The following is a 15,489-nucleotide window of genomic DNA, read 5'->3' as shown; positions in this document are numbered from 1 at the left end:
CATGGCTACTTTCCCTACTTGGGTTCAGATCGGCTGGCGCGAGATGACGCTCACGCCTGGTAACGTGGTGCAGACCTCTGAGCTAGAGCGCGGGCGACCACGCAGTCGACGGATTGCCAGCGACGCGCGTGACAGCCTGGAGCTGACCCTCTACTTCAACACCATCGCGCAGCAAACGGAGTTCGAAGACTGGTTCGACCAGGAGATCAACTCCGGCGCAGACTGGTTCGACTTCACTGACCCACGCACGGGCACAGTTCGTCAAGCGCACTTTGCACAGGGCGAGATCGGGGCGCTGAAGTTCGAGAGCAATACGTTGGCCTACGCGACGAGAACGGTCAAGCTGGAACTCATGCGCTCGACCTGGAGCGGCGCGTGATGGACAGCCCCAGCATTCGCAACCTGCAAGCGGTCAGCGACCCAGTAGGACAGCTCTGGCTGGTTGAAATCGACGTGATCGGTGGCAACGACCCGGTGCGCCTGGCGCAGGACACACGCAACTGGACCATCGACGGCCACACCTATATTGGCCTGCCGATGCGCATCACGCCACCTCAAAACGTCGAGGGTGAAGCCGCGCGCGCCACGCTGCAAGTGGACAACATCGGACGCGACATGATTCCGCTGCTGGACGGGCTAGCGCCAGGCATCGCGCTGGAGTGCGTCATGAAATTCGTGCGTCGCGATGCCCCAGAGATTGTGCAGTGGGAATGGTCCACGGGCATCAGCAAAGCGGATGCCAGCGCACCGATGCTGAGCTTTACCTTGGGCGACGATGATCTGATGCGCCGCCCGGCCGTTCTGATCCGCATTGATCCGACCACTCGCCCCGGTCTCTTCAAGGGAACTGCGGAATGAGCACGCGGCCCACGCTGGCCCAAGCGGCCCGCTACACCACACGAAGCTATGTCCCAGGGCGCTACGACTGCGCTGATCTGGCCATCGACGTCCAACTGGAATTGTTTGGTCGGCGTGTCACCCTGCCCTGCCACCCGCGCCGACGCGCGGAGCAAGACAAGGCCGTCGTGACGCAGCGCGATGCGGTTTCTACACGCTTGAACCTCGCGGCTGGAGAGCAAGCCGAGACTGGCTGCGCGGTGCTGATGCGTGCCCTCGACGGAAGTTGGCACATTGGCACCTTGTTCCATGACGCTTCTGGCCAACCCTGGGTGCTGCACGCCCACAGCACGGCGCTGGGCGTCTTGCTGCAACCCCTGCCCGAGCTCGCCGCTTTGGGATTGACGGTAGAGGAGTACCGCACATGGATGTGACCCCGCAATCATCTTCACTCGTCTTGAGCACGGCACTTCGGCCGTTCGAGGCCATGCGTGTCAGCTACGCGCCCGCCGGACAGACCCTGGCTGAGTTGCTGGATGCGGAGGGCTTGGACCTGAGCAGATCGCACCTTGGCCATTGGCATGTCAGCGTTGGGGGCGTGAACGTTCCACAAACGCTGTGGGTGCGAGTGCGACCAAAACCCGGGCAGATCGTGGAAATTGCCCCTGCGATCAAAGGCGGAAATGCGCGCAATATCGCGATGATCGCTGTGGCCATCGTTGCGATCTGGCTAACCAGTGGTGCCGCGGCTCCATATGTCGGCACGTACGGTGCATATGCGGCGGTAGCTGTTCAGTACGTTGGCATGGCGCTGATCAACAAGTACCTGCCACCGCCGATCCCCAGGGCTAGCGATCCCAGCATCAACCCCACCTACTCCTTGCAAGGTGGTCGAAACCGAGCCCGGCCCTACAAGCAGGTGGCGCTGGTCCTGGGCGAAACCAAGATGGTCCCGGATTTTGCGAACGAGCCCTGGACCTGGTTTCAAGGACCCGATCAGTACCAATCCATCATGCTGGACGCAGGCATCCACTGCGGCAGCGTGTCAGACATCAAGATCGGCGATACCTCCATCGACTTCTACCAGGACGTGACCGTGCTGAAGAACGGTTTCTGGAGCGGCAACACGGGACAGATTTCCGATATGACCGACGTGGAAACTGTGGCGGGCTCCTTGATTGAGCACGCCAACGGATGGACCACACGCACGACCAGCGACGGCTGCACGCGCATCGATGTCGACATCGAAGCCACCCTCTACAGGCAGAACAGCCAAGGAAGTTTTCGGAACGCTGTCTTGCATTTGGAGATCGAATATCGTCGGGTTGGAACATCCACATGGGAGAAGTTCTATGTGACCGAACCCTACAACGTGGTGGTGGCAGGGCACACGACAAGAGATAGAGAAGGCAATGCCAATAGTGTTCCTGGCTACACCTACGTCTACACCCCTACAGACATCGAACTCTCCTCGAAATCCACGACCCCGCTGCGGCGGACATTCACCCGGAACGTCGAGAAGGGGCAATACGACGTTCGGATGCGCAAGGTCACACCGGATGTCGGAAACCCAAGCGACGGATCCAACACGGTCTATTGGACACAGCTCAAGAGCTATTTGCCGGATCCGGCGGACTATGCTGGACAAGCGCGCGCTCAAATCATGGTTCGGGCCAGTGGCCAGTTGAATGGGGCACTGGACGAGGTGAGTTGGATCGCGCGCAGCCAGCCATTGGAATTTTGGGATGCCCGCGTCGAAGGTGGCGGCGCTTGGACCCTCGTGAGTGAACCCGGCGCGGCAGGCGTCAGCAACCCTGGCGCCCAAATCCTGCGACTCTTGCGAGGCATACGCCGCGACAACAACGACAACACCAGCAAGTTGTTGGCTGGCGCTGGCCTGAGCGATCACCGCATCGACATGGACAGCCTCAAGGGGTTCATGACGCACTGCGCGCTGAACGACTATCGGTGCGACATGGTGGTCCAAGAAAGCATGGGCCTGAACGACTTGCTGCAGACGATTGCCTCTTGTGGCATGGGCAGCGTAGGCCGCATGAGCAACGGCAAATGGGGCGTGACCTGGTTCAGCAAGGACCAACCCGTGCGGGGTGTCATCAACATGGCGTCGATGAAGGCGCGCAGCTTCGCTGTGAGCTATGACCTGCGCCGCACGGCGGACGAATTGCAGGTGGAATACTTCGACGCCCAAGCTGGCTGGGCTTGGCGTCAGGTCGGTGTTCCGATGAAATCGAAGGATCAAGTCTTCGAGCAGACAGCGCGCCGTCAGTTGCAGGGCATCACTCGCGAGGAACACGCCGCCGAACTGGCTCGTTTCTACAAGGGCCAGGACATTTACGGACGCAAGTCCATCAGCTTCGAAATGGACTGGGAGTACCTGACCCATCAACGGGGCAGCCTGGTGGCCTTGAGCCATGACTTGACGCAATGGGGGTATGGCGGTCGACTGGTTTCGGCCGAGACGGACGGTATCAACGTGACGCTGGAATTGGACAACCCGGTCCCCAGCGAAGGGCTGGATGGCTCGGCCGCCCGCTACATTGGGCTGCGCCTGGCGGGGGAAATGCAGTACCGCGTGTTTGAGGTCGAGTCGTTCGAAGGAGAAACCACCCGGTTGACGCTAAAGTCAGAGTTGGGCACGGATGAGAGCCCCGTCAGCCCCTGGCCCACGGGCGTAGCGCTGCCCGGCAGCGGCACGCCTGCATGGGACACGCTCTGGATCTTCGATTTCCGATCCACGCCGGGGCTCAAAGCCCGGATCACGAGCATTGAACCTGGCCAAGACGGGGATTCGGCGCGCGTGACCGTCGTTCCTGAACCGGATGAGTTCTGGACCTTTGTCCGCACCGCGGAGTATTCCCCGCCCCCCAGCCAGAGCCTCGTGCCTCGAGCGCCCGTGATCTCGGCGGTGACTGTGACGGAAGAGCTCAAACGCCAGGGCAGCAGCTTTTACACGGAAGTGACTGCGAGTTTTGACGTGGTGGGGCCATTCGATCAGGCTGAACTGTGGGGTACCTTGGTGGAAAGCGGCGAGTTCGGCGGCGTGGGCACCTCGATGGCGTTGTTGACGACCACTCGCACCACACTGGCAAGCTGGCGAGGTAGCTTGGATGAGACATGGCTGTTGGAACTGCGGCCTTTCCATGGCTCTCGCAAAGGGCCGACTCATACCTTTCAATACGACGTGCGCGGTTTGCGCGTCCCTCCTGCAGCACTGCTCTCCTACACAGCCGTGCCGGAGGGGGAGCGACTGCTTATCACATTGTCAGAGGCCTCGGAACCTGACATCGCGGGCTACGAGCTCAGATCCACCGACAGCGACTGGGGAAGCTCAGGCCAGGTCTATCGCGGCCCAGGTCCTCAAGCGCGGGTGATGCCGCCATTGCCCGGTTCCACCATGGCGCTATACGCCAAAGCGTTTGACACCAGCGGCAACTACAGCGCGGGTGCCGCACTGGCAGTCACGTTCACATCCGCGCCCATCCCCGCGCCGTCGAGTGTCACGCATGTTTTCCAGACCACCAGCATTTCAGGGAGTACGGTCACGCTGGATTGGTCTGACGTGAGTGTCCAGTTCGGACTGGGCAGCTACCTCGTTAGCTACGAGGTGGAAGGCCTGCCCAAGGTGAAGATGGCCAAGGCCAGCAGCATCACCCTGGCCGCAGATTGGATCGGCACGCGTCATTTCCAGATCCAAGCGACCGACCAATTGGGCAATATCGGTGGCGAGATCGACTACTACATCAACAAGACCGCACCTGGTGGTGTGCTGGACCTGGACGGCTACACGATCGACAACACGGTCACCTTGAGTTGGGAACCAGCCTCCGCCAGCGCATTGCCCATCAGCCACTACCGCATCTACAAGAATGGCACCCTGGGCTGGCGCTCGGATGCACACCGCATCACCCTGGCGGAGCAAGATGCGGGCGTGAACACCTATGGCATCGCTCCAGTGGACACCGACGGGCGCGAAGGCGCAGTGACGACGATCACGCTGAATGTGGCGGCCCCGCCCGATTTTGTTCGCCACGGCCGCTACGTCGCGGATGGGTCGGGTGTGAAAAGCAAGGCCTACCTCATCCCCGCCAATGGGGCGCTGCTCTTGCCCGTGGATCCATCGCGATCTCGCGCCGATGTATTCGACGCCCGTGGCTGGTCCAGCCGCGCCGACAAGATGGCTGACGGCTATGCGCGCTGGGTACAGCCCGCGCACGACGGCCTCGTCGCCTACTACGAGCAAATGTGGGACGCAGGCCAAGTACTGCCAGCGATGATCATTCGCGCGCAGTACCAACTTCAGTTTCTGTCCGGTAGCGGCGGGGCGGCGACCATCACGTTGACCACCGCGTTGGACTCCGATTTCACGAGCGGGGTCTTGGTGGGCGAGCAATCGACGCCGATCGTCGCGGACGAACCGGTGGAAATCAGCGACGTTCGGAACAATTTCCGCTATTGGAAGATCCGGCTGGCCGTGTCCGTGCCGAACGATGCCACGGTCCTCAAACTGCTGGACGACGCGATCTCGGTGGACCTCTTCGTAAAGGTTCGCACGGAACAGCTCACTGGGCGCACTGTGCCAGGGGGTGCCCATGCGCTGCGCAGCAGCCTTCCCACCTATTGGAACGTGTGGGAGCCCGCCATGAGCATGCCGCCTCGGGGCTGGAACCTGCTCGGCGCAGACACTGAAAACGCCATCGTGCTCGATGGTGGCCCTTCTGAACCCTTTGGTGGCCAACCCGAACCGCTGTGGGCTTGCGTGAACGCCGGCCATTCGACCGGCCTGCGCGTGGATGGCTTGCCTGCGGCCCTGAGCACCACGGGTCTGCTGTATGCCTGCTGGGTCAAACAGGACATGGCAGCAGGCCAGTTCGAGATCGCAGGCGCGACGGATGGCAGTCTGCAGACCCTGGCAGGCGCGCCCGTCACAGGCGCACTGGCCACCTTGAACCTGCCTCTGCCCGATACCTGGTACCTGGTGGCAATTTATGTTCACCCGGCGGGCTACGTTGGCGTGGATACGGGGTACAGCGGGGTCTACGACGACCAGGGCGAGTTGTTGGACGTGCTTGAAGAGTTCAGATCCGACGCCAGCGTGACCCATGCGGCCTTCAGCGCCGCTCAAGCGGCGTCGAGCGGCACGCTGGATTCGACCTTGTGGCTGTGCCGCCCTGCCCTCATGTCCTGCACCGCAGCGCAAGTGCCTGAGCGCATTGCCTACCTGGTGCGCTGCGCCACCCAACCCGGCATCGCGCTGCCATTGCCTTCGGACTTGCTGGCGACTGTGTCGATTGCGCCGGGTGTCGCCGGCAACGGCGGTGAGCGTCTGGCACCTCAGGTGGACAGCGATCCGGCCACCTTGAGCCATATCAACGAGTTCGTCTTCAACAGCGCTGAGGCGCTGGTCGAGGCGGATGTGACCGCCGTCATTCGACGTTATTGACATTGAAAGGACCCCGTCATGGCAAACCATGCCCCATTCGACATTGAAGAAAACGAAATTCAACTACTCGCCCGCACGGGGGACCGCATGGTCGACCAGGCGCGCATGTTCGACCCGGGCTCAACCGCTCCACAGAACCTCCCCGAGGGTGCCGTGCGCCTGAACCTGTCGGCACGCAAGTTTGAAAAGCTCGGTCCTGGTGGGGTATGGGAAGACGCGCTGGATTACATGGCGATGAAAGTCAACGAGTTGCAAAGCTCCGCGGTGTTGCAGGTGTTGCAAGCGGCATACCCCGTCGGGTCGGTTTACATCAACGCGAATGTAGGAACGAGCCCAGCAACGCTTCTCGGATTTGGGACATGGACCTCGATCGGTGCAGGTCGGGTGCTCGTCGGGCAGGACACCGGCAACAGCGTTTTTGATGTTCTAGGCGAGACTGGCGGTACCGCAGACGCAGTTGTTGTAGCGCATACACACTCCATAAGTGATCCAGGCCATAGCCACGCATACGGGTATTTCGCCTTAAGTAACGGAGTGTCGAGTGGAAGCGGGCGGGCCGGCGCCCCCATAAGCAGTTCCACTTCGGCAAGTACAACCGGAATCACCGGCACCAACAGCGCGGGCGTCTCTGGGGTCAATGCGAATTTGCCACCGTACCTGGTCGTCAAGATGTGGAAGCGCACAGCATGAATTGGTCCATACTGAACGCGCAAGGCCTGGAGGTGCGGCGCGTGACTGCGCTTACACACACCGTGCAGGTACCGGAGGGCGGCTGGTGCGCCCGCTATGAGCCACCGGCATTCGACCCCACCACACAGACCTGCAAGCCTGTCTGGCCGGTACCGCACTTGCAGGACCGGGTGGAGTTCATGGTCACCGACAAAGTGCTGACGTCCGAGCAACAAGCCGCCTTGCTGAGACGTGCCGTGGCCGCTGCACATGCGCAGATCGACACAGCCGCTGGCAGGGCGCGCTCGCGCCACATCACGGTCGTGCCAGGGCAGGAAGCGACTTACATCCTCAAGGAACAGCAATCTCGAGGGTACATCGCCGCCCTAAAGTCCGACAACCCTCCCGCCAATGCCTCGGCCTGGCCGCTGGTCGCGGTGGAGGCCGCCGCGACAGGTACAAGTCCCGAAGCTGCGGCTCTGGCGGTCATCTCACAGGCCGAGGTTTGGATGCCATTGAACGCTCAGATCGAACAGTTGCGTATTGGCGCGAAGCGGGCGGTCGAATCCATGTCCGAATTGACGCAAATTCGCTCAACCTGTGCCGCAGCCTGTGCGGCGCTGGCAACGATTTGATGCACCAGGCTCGCCGACCACGGGCTTGATGCGCTTTGCCAAGGCCGAAACTGGGAACACGCGCGCAAAGCGCGCTTCACATTCGACCGCTCGCCAGGCGTGCCGGTTCAGTCCTTGCCAGAGATACAAAGCAAAAGCACGCCTGGAAGGCGGGCTTGAAGCGTGTTGCCGGAGGTCGGATCGAACCCGCGTACTTCAGTACGCTTCAACAATACGGCCCACGCAAGGCGTGCCGGTTCGATTCCGGCTGCAGGCACAAAAGCAAAAGCCCGCTTGAAAAGCGGGCTTGAAGCGTGGTGCCGGAGGCCGGAATCGAACCGGCACGCCTTGCGGCGGGGGATTTTGAGTCCCCTGCGTCTACCAATTTCACCACTCCGGCACGGAGGAGGAAGGCGCGAATTATGGCACAGTGCGGCCTATGAATGACGCACCCAAGCCCCAGAAATCCGTTTACCCGAGCATCGAGGACGCGATTGGCAAGACTCCCTTGGTCGCCTTGCAGCGCATCGGCGCGGCGGACAATGCCCAGCGCGGCAACGTGGTCCTCGGCAAGCTGGAGGGCAACAACCCGGCGGGTTCGGTGAAGGATCGCCCAGCGCTGTCCATGATCCGGCGGGCGGAGGAGCGCGGCGAAATCAAGCCGGGCGACACTTTGATCGAAGCCACTTCAGGCAATACCGGCATCGCCTTGGCCATGGCGGCGGCCATCAAGGGCTACCGAATGGTGCTCATCATGCCGGAGGACCTGTCCATCGAGCGCGCCCAGACCATGAAGGCTTTTGGCGCGGAACTCATCCTCACACCCCGCGCGGGCGGCATGGAATACGCCCGTGACCTGGCCGACAAGATGGTGGCCGAAGGCAAGGGCCGGGTGCTGGACCAGTTCGCCAACCCCGACAACCCCCGTATCCATTACGAAACGACCGGCCCCGAGTTGTGGGAACAGACCGGCGGACGCATCACCCATTTCGTGAGCGCGATGGGGACCACCGGCACCATCACCGGCGTGGCGCGTTTCCTGAAGGAAAAAAACCCGGCCATCCGCATCGTCGGGGCCCAACCGGCCGAAGGCGCGCGCATCCCGGGCATCCGCAAGTGGCCGCAGGAGTACCTGCCCAAGATCTACGACGCCAGCTTGGTCGATGAACTGATTTACGTGGGACAGGACGAGGCGGAAGACATGTGCCGCCGCCTGGCGCGGGAAGAAGGCATTTTCGCTGGCATCTCGGCTGCCGGTGCCCTTTGGGCGGCGCAGCAGGTCGCCCAGCAGGTACGCAACGCCACCATTGCCTTCATCGTCTGCGACCGGGGTGACCGTTACCTGTCCACCGGCGTTTTCCCGGCCTGAGGCCAGGTCTGCAAGTTTCGGGGTCACTTAAAGCCGGGGGAGACTTTCGCACCCCCAGCGACGTGCTCACCACCGGGGCAGCCCCTGAGATGCCTCAGGGGAACCTCGCCACAGCGCGTCCGGCAAGAGGCCCTACACTACCTGCCTGCAGCCGTACGTTCACGCCTGCTGACGGACAGACGCCACGCTGACAACAAAAAGGAGAAATATCCCCATGTCGGAAGAAGAGGCAAGCCAACCCCAAGGCATCGACAGCTTGGTCCTGTCGGAGCAAGGCGTGCGCGTGGTCGCGCAGGTCAGCCCCGCCGAGAGCCGCACCCCGCTGACAGGCGGCACCGTGCGCAACCTGCTGGACCAAGCCGGTTATGGTGCTTGGATGATCCTGGACGATGGCATCGGCGTGCTGGTCGAACGCTGGGAAGGCTCTCCCGAGGGGTTCGAGGTCCCCATCGCCGAAAAGCGCGATGCCTCGGTCATGGTGGGCGTAGCGGCGGACAGTTCGGTCGCCTGGCTGCAGGTGGCGCCAGCGCGTGGCGGCAAATCGCTGCAGCGCGCCGACGTGGCACGCGCCTTGCAGCAGGCCGGGGTCGTGTTCGGCATCGATGAAAAGGCCGTGCTGGTGGCCTGCAAAGCCGTGATGCCGACCAAGATCGAAGTGGCCTTCCAGAAGCCGCCCGTGGATGGCGCCGACGCCGAATTCAAGCTGCTGATCAAGACCGTCGCGGTGCGCGTGCCGCAGGTGAACGAGGACGGCCTGATCGACTTTCGCGAGCTGGGCGACATCCCCTTCGTGCAGCCGGGCACGCCCCTGATGCGCCGCATCCCGGCGACCCAGGGTGTGCCGGGACGGGACGTGCGCGGCAATGCCGTGCAGCCCACGCCAGGCATCGACACGCCATTCGCCAACGTGCTCAAGGGCGTGCGTTATTCCCCCGGTGACTTCAATGTGCTGGAAGCCGACATCAAGGGCCAGCCGGTGCAGGTGGAAAACGGCATGCTGGTCGAGGATTTGCTCTCCATGGACTCGGTGGACATGGACAGCGGCAACGTCAGTTTTGATGGCAGCATCCAAATCAAGGGCGACGTGCTGGCCAATATGAAGGTCAAGGTGACCGGCAACATCGTCGTCGGCGGCACGGTCGAGGGCGCCGAGCTCGAGGCGGGTGGCGACATCCAGATCGGCCGCGGCATCATCGCTCACGCCAAGGTGAAGGCCGAAGGCGCGGTGTCGGCCAAGTTTGTCGAGAACTCCGAAATCTCGGCGGGCACGGTCATCTCGATCGACGACATGGTGCTGCAAAGCGAGTTGCAGGCGCTCAACCAAGTGATCGTTGGCGTCAAGGCACAAAAGCGCGGGCGCATCGTCGGCGGCACCACGCGCAGCATGATGTTGGTACGCGCCCCACAGATCGGGGCGGACGACGCCAGCGGCCTGACGACCGTGCAGGTGGGCGTGAACCCCATCCTCGAAGCCAAGCTGCTGGAAGTCCAGGCCGAGATCGCGAAGATGGAAGCCGAACAGGAGAATCTGAAAAAGGCCGTGCAGCACCTCCGAGCCAATGGCGACAAGAACAACGTCTTGCCGCGCGCGCAGGCCGCACTGCAGCAAGCGCTGCAGGCTTGGGCCAAGTTGCTGAAGGAAAAGAACAAACTGGAAGAGCAGTTGGCCATGTTCCAGGACGCCCGCGTCGAAGTCTCCCAGTGCGTGGAGGGTTCGGTGGCCCTGATCTTCGGCAAGCGCTCGCGCAGGCTGCAGAAGCCCTATGACGCGGGCGCCTTCACGCTCGACCCGACGGGCCACATCTTGCACGTCGACTCGCGCGGCAGTTCCACGGTGGTCACCTGATCGGACGGTAGACCCTCCAATGCAGATCGACCGTGAACTGGACACGCGGGGGCTGAACTGCCCCCTGCCCATCCTGAAAGCCAAGAAAGCCCTGTCGGAGATGACGAGCGGTCAGGTGCTGCGCGTGGTGTCGACCGACCCTGGCTCCAAGCGTGACTTCGCGGCTTTCGCCAAGCAGACCGGCAATGAGTTGCTGGAGCAGAGCAGCGAGGGGACGGACTTCATCCACGTGTTGAAGCGACGCTGAGTTTTCACTCACTGTCCAGCACAGGCTACAGCCGTCGGGGACGGCAACGCCAATACGGAGGCTGGAGCTCGGACGCACGAGGGCACCCGAGGCAGGAGACCGCTCCTCATACGATTTGCTGCGCAAATCCAAATCGTCGGGTTCCCCTGCCTCGGGCGCCCTCGTGCTTGTAGGCTCGCGACAAACCTCAACAGACGCCACGCGCTTTCGCGCCCCCTATTTCTGCGGCGCGCGCCAACCGTGCAAATTCAAGCGAGTTGGGGGAACGCCGACTGCCGATTTAGATTTGCGCAGCAAATCATATGAGGCGGGCGGCGTTCCCCCAACTCGCGAAGCCGAGGCCACAACCAAGGCTGAGACCACGGCCAGAACCAAGACCAGGGCACGGCCACAGCCGTCCCCTGGAAACCGGCATCAAACAGCCAAGGTCTTCAAATACTCGCGGAAGCTCGCGCCGACTTCCGGGTGCGCCAAGGCCAACTCCACCGTGGCCTGCAAAAAACCTTCCTTGCTGCCACAGTCGTAGCGCTTACCCGCGTAGGTGTAGGCGTACACGCTCTCACTCGCCAACAGACCTGCGATACCGTCCGTCAGCTGGATTTCGCCACCCGTTCCACGCGGCTGTTGGCGAATCTGGTTGAACACCGCGGGCGTGAGGATGTAACGCCCCGACACCGCCAGGCGGGACGGCGCCTTCTCGGGCGCGGGTTTTTCGACCATGCGCTCGATCTGCAGCAGCCGATCACCGGCCTGCGTTCCTGCGACGATGCCGTAGCGCTTGACTTGGTCTTGCGGTACTTCCTGCACGGCCAACACGCTGCGCCCCTGGCGTCGGAAGATGTCGGCCATCTGCGCCAGCACCGGCTGCCCCTTCAAAGGGCCTTCGTCCGGGCCGATCATCAAATCGTCGGCCAGCAGCACGGCGAAGGGTGCGCCTTCGGTCAGGTGCTCGGCACACAGCACGGCGTGCCCCAAACCCAAGGCGCGCGGCTGACGAACGTAGGAACAGAGCATGTCGTCCGGCGCCATGGCTTTCACGACATTCAGCAGCGCATGCTTGCCCGCGTGCTCCAGCTCGTTCTCAAGTTCATAGGCGGTGTCGAAGTGGTCCTCGATCGCGCGCTTGTTGCGGCCCGTCACGAAGACCATGTGACGGATGCCCGCGGCATAAGCCTCTTCCACCGCGTATTGAATCAAGGGCTTGTCCACCACCGGCAGCATCTCCTTGGGGCTGGCCTTGGTGGCGGGCAGAAAACGGGTGCCCAGGCCGGCCACGGGAAACACGGCCGTCTTGATTACATTGCTCATGCGTTATTCACTCCTTCAGGGATACCCAACTTCAAATTTGATGGCGCCAGCATGCCAGCGTTTCATGACACGGCTTTTTCCAGCTGCCCCAACTGGGCCTGGACCTTGGACAACGTGGCCGTGAAATCCGCGACGCGCTTCTTCTCCTGCTCGATCACTGCGGGCGGAGCCTTGGCCACGAAGGCCTCGTTGCCCAGCTTGGCCGTGGCCTTGGTGATTTCGCCCTGCAAACGCGCGGCTTCCTTGCCCAAGCGAACCTTCTCGGCGGCGACGTCGATCTCCATGTGCAGGCACAGGCGGGCCTCGCCCACGACGGCCACCGGCGCGGCTTGGGCGGCGGCAGCCCATTCGGCTTCGACGGTGAAGACACGCACCTCGCTCAATTTGGCCAAGGACTGCAGCACAGGCGCCCACTGCCGCAAGAATTCGGCGTCGGTCGCTTTGGCGGACAAGGCGTAAAGCGGCAACCGGGTCGAGGGCGAGACGTTCATCTCGCCGCGCAGGTTGCGGCAAGCATCAATGAACTGCTTGAGGCGCGCCACCTCGGCCACGGCCTTCTCGTCGATGCGCTCGGGCTGGCTGACCGGATAGTCAGCCACGCTGACCGAAGCACCCGCTCGACCCGCTGCATCGGAAGTGGCTGGCCAGCGGCCCGCCACGGGCGCCACCTTCTGCCACAGCTCCTCGGTGATGAAGGGAATGATGGGGTGGGCCAGGCGCAGGATGGTTTCCAGGGTGCGGATCAGGGTGCGGCGCGTCGCGCGTTGCTGCGCTTCATTGCCCGTCTGGATCTGCACCTTGGCGATTTCCAAGTACCAGTCGCAGAACTCGTTCCAGACGAAGTCGTAGATGGCGTTGGCCACGTTGTCTAGGCGGTACTCGGCGAAGCCTTGCGCAACAGCGGCCTCCGTCTTCTGCAGTTCGGAAACGATCCAGCGGTCGGCCGGGCTGAAGTGCATGTAGCCCGCGAACTCACCGCCGGGCTGGCATTGTTCCTTCGTGTGCTCCTTCAGGCCACAGTCATGGCCTTCGCAGTTCATCAGCACGAAGCGGGTGGCGTTCCAGAGCTTGTTGCAGAAGTTGCGGTAGCCCTCGCAGCGCTTGCTGTCGAAGTTGATGCTGCGGCCCAGCGAGGCCAGGGCGGCGAAAGTAAAGCGCAGCGCATCCGCGCCGTAGGCCGGAATGCCCTCGGGGAACTCCTTCTCGGTGTTCTTGCGGACCTGGGGCGCTGTCTCCGGCTTGCGCAGGCCGGTGGTGCGCTTGTCCAGCAAGGGGGCGAGCGCGATGCCGTCAATCAGGTCCACCGGGTCCAGCACATTGCCTTCGCTCTTGCTCATCTTCTTGCCCTGCGCGTCGCGCACCAGGCCGTGGATGTAGACATGCTTGAAGGGCACACGACCGGTGAAGTGGGTCGTCATCATGATCATCCGGGCGACCCAGAAGAAGATGATGTCGTAACCCGTGACCAGCACGGTGCTGGGCAGGTAGAGGTCGTAGTCCTTGGTCGGCGCGGTGTCGTTCAGCGCCTCGGGCCAGCCCATGGTGCTGAAGGGCACGAGGGCGGAGGAGTACCAGGTGTCCAGCACGTCTTCGTCGCGCGTGAGCTTTTTGCCAGCGCCGGCCTGGGCCTGCGCCTCGGCCTCGTTGCGCGCGACGTAGACCTTGCCGTCCTCGTCGTACCAGGCCGGAATCTGGTGGCCCCACCAGAGCTGGCGGCTGATGCACCAGTCCTGGATGTTGTTCATCCACTGGTTGTAGGTATTGACCCAGTTCTCGGGCACGAACGTGACTTCGCCGGAGGCCACGGCGTCGATGGCTTTTTGGGCAATGCTCTTGCCGGTCGAATCCTGGTCGCTCACTTTGCTCATGGCCACGAACCATTGATCCGTGAGCATGGGCTCGACGACTTGCCCCGTGCGCGCACAGATCGGCAGCATCAGCTTGTGCGCCTTGATGTCTTGCAGAAAACCTTGCTCCTGCAGATCCTTGACCACAGCCTTGCGCGCATCAAAACGGTCCAGACCTTGATAGGCCTTGGGGCCGTTCTCGTTGACCTTGGCGTCCAGGGTGAAGATGGTGATCAGCGGCAAGTTGTGCCGCTGCGAACAGGCGTAGTCGTTGAAGTCGTGTGCGCCGGTGATCTTCACGCAGCCGGAACCGAAGGCGCGGTCCACGAAATCGTCCGCGATGATCGGAATCGTCCGGTCCATCAAGGGCAGCACCACCCGCTTGCCGACGAGGTGCTTGTAGCGTTCGTCCTCCGGATGAACGGCCAGCGCGCCGTCGGCCATCATGGTCTCGGGCCGGGTGGTGGCGATCACCATGCCGGGACGCACCTCGTCCGCCGCGCCGTCGATGCCCTTGATGGTCTGCGGACCGTCGACGAAGGGGTAGAGCACATAGTGCATCTTGCCTTCGGCCTCGGTGCTTTCCACCTCCAGATCCGACACCGCCGACTGCAGCACCGGGTCCCAGTTCACCAGGCGTTTGCCGCGGTAGATCAAGCCTTGCTCGTAGAGGCGCACGAAGGTCTCGGTCACGACGGTGGACAGCTTCTCGTCCATCGTGAAGTACTCATGCCCCCAGTCCACGCTGTCGCCCAAACGGCGCATCTGGGTGGTGATGGTGTTGCCCGACTTTTCCTTCCACTCCCAGACCTTGGCGACGAAGTTCTTGCGCCCGAGGTCGTGGCGGCTGAGTTTCTGCTCCTGCAGCTGGCGCTCCACCACGATCTGGGTGGCGATGCCCGCGTGGTCGGTGCCCGGCACCCACAGCGTGTTGTGGCCCCGCATGCGGTGGTAGCGCGTCAACGAGTCCATGATGGTCTGGTTGAAGGCATGACCCATGTGCAGCGTGCCCGTGACGTTGGGCGGCGGAAGCTGGATGGCGAAGGACGGGGCACTGGCCTGCGGCACGCCCGTACCTCGGACACCCGCTTTGCCATAGCCGCGCTTTTCCCACTCAGGGCCCCAGTGCGCTTCCAGCGCGGCGGGTTCAAAGGACTTGGACAGACTGGCAAGGCCGGGTTGCTGAAGGGCTTCGGTCATGGTGTAGGAGACGCCGTGAAGCGGAGAAACGTGGCAAGAAGGGGAAAGGGTGCGACAGGGCAGGCCAGTCATCCGTACCGGGACGGCCATG

Annotated in this window: 11 protein-coding genes and 1 tRNA gene; 9 read left to right on the top strand and 3 right to left on the bottom strand. The window is 62.7% G+C overall.

The genetic code is table 11. The annotated features are described in order from the left end of the window. Position 1: 1 nt before the first annotated feature. The 6 genes from ACLBKS_RS08130 to ACLBKS_RS08105 are packed head-to-tail and all read left to right on the top strand — an operon-like array spanning position 2 to position 7,602. Positions 2 to 379, top strand: a complete 378-nt coding sequence (locus ACLBKS_RS08130) for a hypothetical protein (protein WP_410192282.1) — start codon at positions 2 to 4, stop codon at positions 377 to 379. Continuing rightward, positions 379 to 858, top strand: coding sequence for a DUF1833 family protein (locus ACLBKS_RS08125; RefSeq protein ID WP_410192281.1), 480 nt, complete (start codon positions 379 to 381; stop codon positions 856 to 858). The genes ACLBKS_RS08130 and ACLBKS_RS08125 overlap by 1 nt, the downstream gene beginning before the upstream one ends. Beyond that, positions 855 to 1,271: a hypothetical protein gene (locus ACLBKS_RS08120; RefSeq protein ID WP_410192280.1), complete on the top strand. Its 417-nt coding sequence runs from the start codon at positions 855 to 857 to the stop codon at positions 1,269 to 1,271. The genes ACLBKS_RS08125 and ACLBKS_RS08120 overlap by 4 nt, the downstream gene beginning before the upstream one ends. Further along, positions 1,262 to 6,298 carry a phage tail protein gene (locus ACLBKS_RS08115; protein WP_410192279.1) on the top strand — a complete coding sequence of 1,679 codons (5,037 nt, stop codon included), beginning with the start codon at positions 1,262 to 1,264 and terminating at the stop codon, positions 6,296 to 6,298. The genes ACLBKS_RS08120 and ACLBKS_RS08115 overlap by 10 nt, the downstream gene beginning before the upstream one ends. An 18-nt stretch (positions 6,299 to 6,316) precedes the next feature. After that, complete coding sequence (locus ACLBKS_RS08110; RefSeq protein ID WP_410192278.1) at positions 6,317 to 6,988, top strand: phage baseplate protein; 672 nt, start codon at positions 6,317 to 6,319, stop codon at positions 6,986 to 6,988. Next, the gene (locus tag ACLBKS_RS08105) at positions 6,985 to 7,602 is read left to right on the top strand and encodes a hypothetical protein (RefSeq protein ID WP_410192277.1); all 618 of its coding nucleotides are present in this window, start codon (positions 6,985 to 6,987) and stop codon (positions 7,600 to 7,602) included. The genes ACLBKS_RS08110 and ACLBKS_RS08105 overlap by 4 nt, the downstream gene beginning before the upstream one ends. Before the next feature lie 294 nt (positions 7,603 to 7,896). Here the strand turns inward: ACLBKS_RS08105 and ACLBKS_RS08100 are convergent. Beyond that, a tRNA-Leu gene (locus tag ACLBKS_RS08100) sits at positions 7,897 to 7,981 on the bottom strand. Positions 7,982 to 8,020: 39 nt separating this feature from the next. Here ACLBKS_RS08100 and cysM point away from each other — a divergent pair. From cysM to ACLBKS_RS08085, 3 genes are all read left to right on the top strand, one after another. Then, on the top strand, positions 8,021 to 8,950 hold the full coding sequence (cysM, locus tag ACLBKS_RS08095; RefSeq protein ID WP_410192276.1) for a cysteine synthase CysM: 930 nt from the start codon (positions 8,021 to 8,023) through the stop codon (positions 8,948 to 8,950). A 214-nt stretch (positions 8,951 to 9,164) separates the two neighbouring features. Next, complete coding sequence (locus ACLBKS_RS08090; RefSeq protein WP_410192275.1) at positions 9,165 to 10,796, top strand: DUF342 domain-containing protein; 1,632 nt, start codon at positions 9,165 to 9,167, stop codon at positions 10,794 to 10,796. Between the two features lie 19 nt (positions 10,797 to 10,815). Then, positions 10,816 to 11,043, top strand: coding sequence for a sulfurtransferase TusA family protein (locus ACLBKS_RS08085; RefSeq protein WP_410192274.1), 228 nt, complete (start codon positions 10,816 to 10,818; stop codon positions 11,041 to 11,043). A gap of 414 nt (positions 11,044 to 11,457) precedes the next feature. Here ACLBKS_RS08085 and galU read toward each other — a convergent pair whose 3' ends face one another. Together galU and ACLBKS_RS08075 are read right to left on the bottom strand one after the other, a co-directional pair. Further along, a complete protein-coding gene (gene galU / locus ACLBKS_RS08080) occupies positions 11,458 to 12,351 on the bottom strand; it encodes a UTP--glucose-1-phosphate uridylyltransferase GalU (protein ID WP_410192273.1) in 894 nt (297 codons plus the stop codon). 62 nt (positions 12,352 to 12,413) lie between these two features. Beyond that, positions 12,414 to 15,398: a valine--tRNA ligase gene (locus ACLBKS_RS08075; RefSeq protein WP_410192272.1), complete on the bottom strand. Its 2,985-nt coding sequence runs from the start codon at positions 15,396 to 15,398 to the stop codon at positions 12,414 to 12,416. Between the last annotated feature and the right edge of the window lie 91 nt (positions 15,399 to 15,489).

The organism is Hylemonella sp. W303a, from assembly GCF_046452315.1.
Classification (GTDB): domain Bacteria; phylum Pseudomonadota; class Gammaproteobacteria; order Burkholderiales; family Burkholderiaceae_C; genus Hylemonella.
Note: the sequence above shows the minus strand (reverse complement) of the source record. Positions and strands in the feature narration are given on the sequence as shown.

What these genes read in the sequence shown, in the direction of transcription:
- ACLBKS_RS08130 (WP_410192282.1), top strand. Translation starts at nt 2, where the DNA reads ATGGCTACTTTCCCTACTTGGGTTCAGATCGGCTGGCGCGAGATGACG.
- ACLBKS_RS08125 (WP_410192281.1), top strand. Translation starts at nt 379, where the DNA reads ATGGACAGCCCCAGCATTCGCAACCTGCAAGCGGTCAGCGACCCAGTA.
- ACLBKS_RS08120 (WP_410192280.1), top strand. Translation starts at nt 855, where the DNA reads ATGAGCACGCGGCCCACGCTGGCCCAAGCGGCCCGCTACACCACACGA.
- ACLBKS_RS08115 (WP_410192279.1), top strand. Translation starts at nt 1,262, where the DNA reads ATGGATGTGACCCCGCAATCATCTTCACTCGTCTTGAGCACGGCACTT.
- ACLBKS_RS08110 (WP_410192278.1), top strand. Translation starts at nt 6,317, where the DNA reads ATGGCAAACCATGCCCCATTCGACATTGAAGAAAACGAAATTCAACTA.
- ACLBKS_RS08105 (WP_410192277.1), top strand. Translation starts at nt 6,985, where the DNA reads ATGAATTGGTCCATACTGAACGCGCAAGGCCTGGAGGTGCGGCGCGTG.
- cysM (WP_410192276.1), top strand. Translation starts at nt 8,021, where the DNA reads ATGAATGACGCACCCAAGCCCCAGAAATCCGTTTACCCGAGCATCGAG.
- ACLBKS_RS08090 (WP_410192275.1), top strand. Translation starts at nt 9,165, where the DNA reads ATGTCGGAAGAAGAGGCAAGCCAACCCCAAGGCATCGACAGCTTGGTC.
- ACLBKS_RS08085 (WP_410192274.1), top strand. Translation starts at nt 10,816, where the DNA reads ATGCAGATCGACCGTGAACTGGACACGCGGGGGCTGAACTGCCCCCTG.
- galU (WP_410192273.1), bottom strand. Translation starts at nt 12,351, where the DNA reads ATGAGCAATGTAATCAAGACGGCCGTGTTTCCCGTGGCCGGCCTGGGC.
- ACLBKS_RS08075 (WP_410192272.1), bottom strand. Translation starts at nt 15,398, where the DNA reads ATGACCGAAGCCCTTCAGCAACCCGGCCTTGCCAGTCTGTCCAAGTCC.